The sequence below is a fragment of the Phaeospirillum tilakii genome (assembly GCF_042683125.1).
GTDB classification, from domain to species: domain Bacteria; phylum Pseudomonadota; class Alphaproteobacteria; order Rhodospirillales; family Magnetospirillaceae; genus Phaeospirillum; species Phaeospirillum tilakii.
Genome location: NZ_JBHUIY010000017.1, coordinates 81,336 through 87,553, shown reverse-complemented (window position 1 = coordinate 87,553; position 6,218 = coordinate 81,336). Strand labels below are relative to the sequence as shown.

The 6,218-nt window shown below is 67.7% G+C and carries 6 protein-coding genes; 2 read left to right on the top strand and 4 right to left on the bottom strand.

Going from position 1 to position 6,218, the window contains the following annotated elements:
- Positions 1-5: 5 nt before the first annotated feature.
- Positions 6-350 (top strand): DUF2155 domain-containing protein, encoded by a 345-nt coding sequence (locus ACFSNB_RS10250; protein ID WP_377316160.1) that lies wholly within the window; start codon positions 6-8, stop codon positions 348-350.
- Positions 351-551: 201 nt separating this feature from the next.
- Complete coding sequence (locus ACFSNB_RS10245) at positions 552-2,069, top strand: acetyl-CoA hydrolase/transferase family protein (RefSeq protein ID WP_377316156.1); 1,518 nt, start codon at positions 552-554, stop codon at positions 2,067-2,069.
- A 143-nt stretch (positions 2,070-2,212) separates the two neighbouring features.
- On the opposite strand, the gene ACFSNB_RS10240 is transcribed toward ACFSNB_RS10245, so the two are convergent.
- From ACFSNB_RS10240 to ACFSNB_RS10225, 4 genes are all read right to left on the bottom strand, one after another.
- Positions 2,213-3,370: a glycosyltransferase family protein gene (locus ACFSNB_RS10240; protein ID WP_377316154.1), complete on the bottom strand. Its 1,158-nt coding sequence runs from the start codon at positions 3,368-3,370 to the stop codon at positions 2,213-2,215.
- A 79-nt stretch (positions 3,371-3,449) separates the two neighbouring features.
- Positions 3,450-4,448 (bottom strand): phosphotransferase, encoded by a 999-nt coding sequence (locus tag ACFSNB_RS10235; RefSeq protein ID WP_377316152.1) that lies wholly within the window; start codon positions 4,446-4,448, stop codon positions 3,450-3,452.
- A complete protein-coding gene (locus ACFSNB_RS10230; protein WP_377316150.1) occupies positions 4,441-5,064 on the bottom strand; it encodes a hypothetical protein in 624 nt (207 codons plus the stop codon). Before ACFSNB_RS10230 ends, ACFSNB_RS10235 begins: the two co-directional genes overlap by 8 nt.
- Before the next feature lie 152 nt (positions 5,065-5,216).
- Positions 5,217-6,218 (bottom strand): NAD-dependent epimerase/dehydratase family protein, encoded by a 1,002-nt coding sequence (locus tag ACFSNB_RS10225; protein ID WP_377316148.1) that lies wholly within the window; start codon positions 6,216-6,218, stop codon positions 5,217-5,219.

Genomic DNA, 6,218 nt, shown 5'->3' with positions numbered 1-6,218 from the left:
CGGGGATCGCGGCGCCGGCGCCGGCCCCGGCGCCCGATCTGTCGTTCGACGTCGCCCTGTTGCAGGCGCTCGACAAGGTCAGCGCCCGGGTGATGACGATCGAGGCCCCGGTCGGCCAGCCGGTGCGGTTCGGCTCGCTCGAGATCATCGCCCGCGCCTGCAAGAAGCACCGGCCGGAAGACCAGCCGGAAAGCGCCGCGTTCCTCGATATTTCCGAATTGCAGCCGGGACGGCCGCCGCTCGATCTGTTCCGGGGCTGGATGTTCGCCTCCAGCCCGGCGCTGTCGGCGATGGAACATCCGGTCTACGACATCTGGGTGCTGGATTGCCGTCCCCGGATCGCGCCATGACCTCGCGGTGAAAAAACCGCCGGGGCCCATGTCGCGGCGCAACAAAAATTGTCTTTCCGCTGACGCGGCGAAATAAAATATTCATTTTCGCCGAGAATGCAACCCCCTCATGCGAATGCGCTGCCTGCCCATTCGACATTGGTGGTGGCGCGTCCCCCGGGGTAAAGAGCCCAAATGGATTTTTCTGTGGAGCCGGCGTGAATGTATAGAGATCGTATCCTCCTCAAGTCGCTGTGGGGCAAGGTGGTGGGGGCCGAGGAAGCCGCCTTGCACATCCGGGACGGCATGACCGTCGGGATGAGCGGTTTCACCCGATCCGGCGACGCCAAGGTGGTGCCGCTCGCCTTGGCCGAGCGCGCCAGCGAGCAGCCGCTGAAGATCAGCCTGCTGACCGGGGCCAGCCTGGGCAGCGACATCGACAAGGTGCTGGCCGAGGCCCATGTCCTGTCGCGCCGGATCCCGTTCCAGGCCGATCCGGTGCTGCGCAAGGCGATCAATTCCGGCGAGGTGATGTTCGTCGATCAGCACCTGTCGGAAACGGTCGAGATGCTCCGCTCGCGCCAGTTGCCGCAGATCGACGTCGCGGTGATCGAGGCGGTGGCGATCACCGAGGATGGCGGGATCATTCCGACCAGCTCGATCGGCAATTCGGCCACCTTCGCCATCCTGGCCGAGAAGATCATCGTCGAGATCAACCTGCACCAGAGCATGGACATGGTCGGGTTGCACGACGTCTACATCCCGACCCGGCGCCCGCATCGCGAGCCGATTCCGCTGATGACCCCGAGCGACCGCATCGGTCTGCCCTTCATCCCGGTCGATCCGTCGCGCATCGCCGCGATCGTCATCACCGACAAGATGGATTCGTTCGCCACCATCACCCCGCCGGACGAGGAAACCAACGCCATCGCCGGCCATCTGGTCGAATTCTTCCGCCACGAGGTCCGCAAGGGCCGGCTGTCGACCTCGCTCCAGCCGCTCCAGGCCGGCATCGGCTCGATCGCCAACGCGGTGCTGCACGGCTTCATCGACAGCCCGTTCCATGACCTCCAGATGTATTCCGAGGTGTTGCAGGACTCGACCTTCGAGCTGTTCGACGCCGACAAGCTGAAGTTCGCCTCGGGCTCGGCCCTGTCGCTGTCGGGCGAGTGCGCCCGCAAGTTCTTCGGCGACGTCAAACGCTACAAGGACCGGCTGGTGCTGCGGCCGCAGGAAGTGTCGAACCATCCCGAGGTGATCCGCCGCCTCGGCCTGATCGGCATCAACACCGCGCTCGAGGCCGACATCTACGGCAACGTCAACTCGACCCACGTCAACGGCACCCACATGATGAACGGCATCGGCGGTTCGGGCGACTTTGCCCGCAACTGTTATCTGTCGGTGTTCGTCACCAAGTCGGTCGCCAAGGGCGGCAAGCTGTCCTCGATCGTGCCGATGGTCACCCATGTCGATCATTGCGAACACGACGTCGATCTGATCGTCACCGAGCAGGGTCTGGCCGACCTGCGCGGTCTCGCCCCGCGCGAGCGCGCCAAGCTGGTGATCGAGAACTGCATGCACCCGACCTACCGCGACCGGGCCCGCGACTATTACACCCGGGCGCTGACCCGGGGCGGGCAGACCCCGCACGTGCTGGAGGAGGCGTTCTCCTGGCACCTCAACGCCCAGCGCACCGGGACCATGCTGGGCGACACCCCCGAAGCCGCCGCCGCCGAGTAACGGCGGCCGCCCCCTCCCGCCCCGCCCCATGCCTCGGGGAGGGAGGGGGATCCGGTTCCTTCCGGTCCGGCCGGGCTCCACCGGCCGCACCGATCGTTGCCGCCCGGGCGTTCTCGCCCGGGCGGTCGCGTTTTGGGGCGGGATCAGGCGGACAGGTCGCGGATGATCTGTTCGGCGCGGTGGCGCCACAGATGCTCCCGCATCACCTTTTCATGGGCATTGCGGCCGATTTTCTGCAACCGGACCGGATCGGCCAGCGCCTCGCGGGCGACCTCGACGAAATTCTTTTCCGAGTACCAGATGAAATCCTCGCCCGGGGTGAAGAAATTGGCGATGTCGCACGGCGTGCCGCAGAAATAGCTGTAGCCGACCAGCAGGGGGCGGGCGCAGGCCATCACCTCCATCGTGCGGTGATGCAGCCCGAGCGGGCATTCATGCACGTTGAGCCGGGTCTGGCGGTAGATCCGGGCCAGGTCGCTCGGCCGGGTCTTGTCGCCCTGGTAGAACGGGGCGAATTGCGGCCAGGTCAGCCAGCTGTTGCGGCCGCAGAAGGCGACGCTGCCGGTCGAGGCCAGCATGCTTTCGGCGATGATCCGCCGCCGGTACAGCCGGTACAGCCGGGTCTCGAACAGCTCCAGCAGCGGCTGGGGCAGATCCTTCATCTCGATCCGCGGGTTGCTCCGTTTCAGCCGGAACAGGATCAGATCGTGGATCGCCTGAAGGTCGTAGCCATATTCGCCGTAGAGGTTGCTGGCGATGATCTCGTCGAGCAGTTCCTGCACGCTGCAGCAACGCTGGCCATCGACCACGATCGGGCCGTTGAGGAATTCCAGGGGGATCACCGAATGGAGGAAGCCGCACAGGCTGAGATCGAAGCGGTAGGGTTCGCTGTCGTCGGGGTAGAAGATCGATTCGTCGGCCCCGGGAAACAGCCAGCGGCACGAGCCGGGATCGACCTTGACCCCCAGCCGCTCGGGTTGCAGGCAGTAATAGACCAGATCGCTGCCGCCGGCCCCCTCGAGCACCGACACGCCGAAATTGCGCGCGTTCTGGACCCAGGAGACATGCAGCGCCGACGAGCAATCGGCCTCGATCTGGTTGCGCGAGCGGTCGAATTCGAACACCACGTCCGGCTTCCACACATCGAGGAACGCTTCCATCTGCGGGGCCTTCGGCAGGGGCCAGCTGGCGAAGCATTCGATCCCGATCTGCTCGAACCCGCGCTTGAGCCCGAGCAATTGCAGGACCTGGACATTGTCGTCGTTCGAAAACAGCGCGATCCGTTTGAATTTGACCATCATCGCCCCCCTTCAATTTGTCCCGGCCCGACCAAGGCGGCGGGCTTTCGCCCCAACCCAACGGCTTGGCGGCCGCAACCGGTCACGTTCCCCGCTCCCGCAGCCAGGCCTCGACCCGGTCGAGCTGCCGCATCGCCTTGCCGCGCTGGCGGTCGAGCACGGCGGCCCGATCGGCGCAGTCGGCGAACGGCCGCGCGCTCCAGCGTTCGGGCAGGAATTCGTTGAGCAGGATCAGGGCCCAGCGCAGCCCGATCAGCGGCGCCAGCAGCCCCAGCCGCGCGGCGAAATCCTCTTCGGCGCCGTACAGCGCGCCGGCCCCGGCGACGAAGCGGTCGGCCAGGGCCGGGTCGAGCGCCATGCCGGGATGCTGGATGAAATCGGCGGTCAGCTTGACCGGATCGTCCCAGCCGAAATATTCGAAATCGAGGAAGACGAGGCGGCCGTCGGCGCGGCGAAGGGCGTTGTGGAAGCCGAAATCGGACGGGCTGAGGCAGCGCAGCTCGGGCGCCAGCGGGGCGTCGAAATCGCGGCCGAGCCGGCGATAGCCCGCTTGCGCCGCCGCGGCCGCCCGCGCGCGCAGCGGCCGCAGCCGGTCGCCCAGCAGCGCCTCCAGGGCGGGGACCGTCGCCAGCCGGTCGAGCCGGCGGCTCAATTGGGCCAGGATCTCGCCGCCGGACAGGCAGGCCTCCGAGGCCAGCGGCAGCGCGGCGCCCACCGGCCCGAGCGCGCGCAGCCGGCGGGCGAAGTCCAGGGCGGCGTCGATGTCCTCGGCGCCGGGGGTGGTGACCCGGGCGCCCTCGATCCATTGATACAAGGCCAGCCCGTGGTCGCGGTCGCAGGCCAGCGCGGCCGGAACCTCGTCGACGCCGTGGTCGCGAAGGAAGGACAGGGCGGTGAATTCGGCCCCCAGCCGGTCGCGCGGGTCATGGTGGCGGGGGGGATAGACCTTGAGGGCATAGGCCCGCCCGGCGCGGTCCTCCAGCCGGAACAGCCGGCTGTTGCCGCCGCCGGCCACCGCCTCGGCCACCGCCGGGTCCTGGCCCAGCAGCCGGGCCGCCTGGGTCCGCAGCGCCTCATCCATCGCCCAGCACCGCCCGGGCCAGCGCGTCCCAGTCGCGGAACACCCGGAACGGGCCGCGCGGCGAGCCCTCGCCGGGATGGAACAGCAGCCGGGTCACGCTGGGGGGAAAGGCCGGATCGAGGAACACCTCCTCCAGGTCGTCGATGAACAGATCGCAGCCGAGGGCGGCGATCCGGTGGCATTTCTCCGCGCGGGTGTCGGCGAAATGGACGTCCTCCCGCCGCAGGCCGAAGCCGTCGGCGGCGAAGAACCGCCGCGCCTCCATCCAGTCGAGCGCGGCCCGCCGCAGATCGACCCCGTCGGGGTCGGCGGCGGCGGTGCGGGTCTTGTGGCTGACGATGCTGACCGCGTGGCCGTGGCGCCGGCAGGCGGTCAGGAACGGGGCGACCCCGTCGATCAGGCAGGCCTCGCCCATCCGGCTGCCATAGGCCACCGCCTGCATCCGCATCCACAGCGTCTCGCCGTCAGGCTGTTGGCGGATGCGGTCGCGGATGTCCTTCTTGTCGCCGGGGAAGCCGGGCGCGAGCCAGCCGGCCTCCTCGGCGATGCGGCGGAACAGCGCCGCATAGCCCGCGATGGTGTTGTCGAAATCGATCCCGATCCGCATCGCCGCCATGATATCCCAAGCCGCGGTGACCGAAACCGGTCACCGCTCCCTCACGCGCCGGGCGGGGCGCCCAGGCGCCCCTTGGCTTTCGCGCCACGGGGCGCGCGGCCCCTGGGGCCGTGCCAATCCGTGGTGAGGATTCTCCTCACCACGGCCCGGCATCAGGTCAGCTTGATCTCCTGCATCCGCTTGATGTTGAAGTACAGCGGATTGTTGAGCGGGTCGGTCAGGCGGCCGTCATGGATGGCGGCGGCGAGGCTCTGCACCGCCTCCTCGATGGTGTGGGTCAGCTCGAAGCCGATCTCGTCGCGGATCCGCTTGCCCGACACCCGGTAGGAGCGGGGATCGTTGGTCGGTTGCAAATCGATCAGCACATGCGGCCCGATCACCTTGCGCACCAGCCCGGCCAGTTCGGCGATCGAGAAATTGGTGTCGCCGGCATTCCAGATCTTGCCGTCGATCCGCTCGGCCGGCTGGCGCAGCAGGTGGAGATAGACCGCGCACATGTCGTCGATATGGATGTTGGGGCGCTTCTGCGGCCCGCCGGTGACGCGGATCCGGCCGTTGTTGACCGCCTGGTTGGTGAAGATGTTGACCACCAGATCGAGCCGCTGGCGCGGGGCATAGCCGCAGACGGTCGAGGGCCGGATCACGCAGACGGCGAAGCCCGGGGCGCGTTCCTCGAGCAGCACCTGCTCGCACAGCGCCTTGAAGCGCGAATAATCGGTCAGCGGTTCGAGCGGCAGATCCTCGGTGACGTCCTCTTCCTCCTTGACGCCATAGACCGACGAGGAGGAGGCGTAGATGAAGCGCGACACCCCGGCCGCCTTCGCCGCCTGCACCAGCGGACGGAAGGCGTCGTAATTGATCGAGCGGCCGAGGGTGGGATCGAGGTCGTAGCTCGGATCATTGGAGATGCAGGCGAGGTGGATCACCTGATCGACCCCCTCCAGGCTCTGGCGCACCGTCTCGGCATTGCGCAGGTCGCCCTTGATCTGGCGCAGGCGGGGATGGTCGTTGCAGGCGGGAAACACCTGCTTCCCCTCGCCGTACAGATAGAGATCCAGCACGGTGACGGCATAGCCCTCGGCCAGCAGTTTCGGCACCAGCGCCGACCCGACATAGCCGGCCCCGCCGGTGACGAGAACATGTCCTTGGCTCAT